The following is a 1,128-nucleotide window of genomic DNA, read 5'->3' as shown; positions in this document are numbered from 1 at the left end:
TGCTCTCTCGAACAACTGGTACACCAGTGGCACCCAATCGTAGTTCCTCTCGTACTATACGATCGTTCCCGTCAGATACCGTAACACCCCCAATAGATAGCAGCCGACCTGTCTCACGACGGTCTAAACCCAGCTCACGACCTCCTTTAATAGGCGAACAACCTCACCCTTGCCCGCTTCTGCACGGGCAGGATGGAGGGAACCGACATCGAGGTAGCAAGCCACCCGGTCGATATGTGCTCTTGCGGGTGACGACTCTGTTATCCCTAAGGTAGCTTTTCTGTCAGCAATTGGCCGCATCAAGCAGCCTAATTGGTTCGCTAGACCACGCTTTCGCGTCAGCGTCCGTCGTTGTGCCGGACACTGTCAGACTTCCGTATGCTCTTGCGCTCTTCCTCGGGTCTCCGACCCGAGTGAGGAAATCTTGGGGCGCGCTCGATATCTTTTCAAGCGCGTACCGCCCCAGTCAAACTGCCCGGCTACCAGTGTCCTCCGCCAGGAGTGAGAGTCGCAGTCACCATCGGGTAGTATTTCAATGATGCCTCGGTGGGCCGCTAGCGCGGCTACCTGTGTAATGGCTCCTACCTATGCTGCACAATGGCGACCACGTCTCAGTGACAGCCTGCAGTAAAGCTCTATAGGGTCTTCGCTTCCCCTTGGGGGTCTCCAGACTCCGCACTGGAACGTACAGTTCACCGGGCCCAACGTTGGGACAGTGGCGCTCTCGTTGATCCATTCATGCAAGCCGCTACTAAAGCGGCAAGGTACTACGCTACCTTAAGAGGGTCATAGTTACCCCCGCCGTTAACGGGTCCTTCGTCCCCTTGTAAGGGGTGTTCAGATACCCGCACTGGGCAGGATTCAGTGACCGTACGAGTCCTTGCGGATTTGCGGTCACCTATGTTGTTACTAGACAGTCGGAGCGCCCGAGTCACTGCGACCTGCCTCTTCGCGAGGCAGGCATCCCTTATTGCGAACGTACGGGACTAACTTGCCGAATTCCCTAACGTCGGTTGATCCCGACAGACCTTGGCTTTCGCCGCCACGAGTACCTGTGTCGGATCTCGGTACGGACAGTGTGCTCGTCTTTTCACGGGCTCTGGGTTGACCTCTCTTGCGCTCTCCTGC

The 1,128-nt window shown here is 56.8% G+C and carries 1 rRNA gene; it reads right to left on the bottom strand.

The annotated features are described in order from the left end of the window. Positions 1 to 1,128, bottom strand: a 23S ribosomal RNA gene (locus AC6I6L_RS20665); the annotation flags it as partial.

This window comes from Halosolutus sp. DAT137 (assembly GCF_059736405.1).
This window is presented reverse-complemented; position numbering and strand designations above follow the sequence as displayed.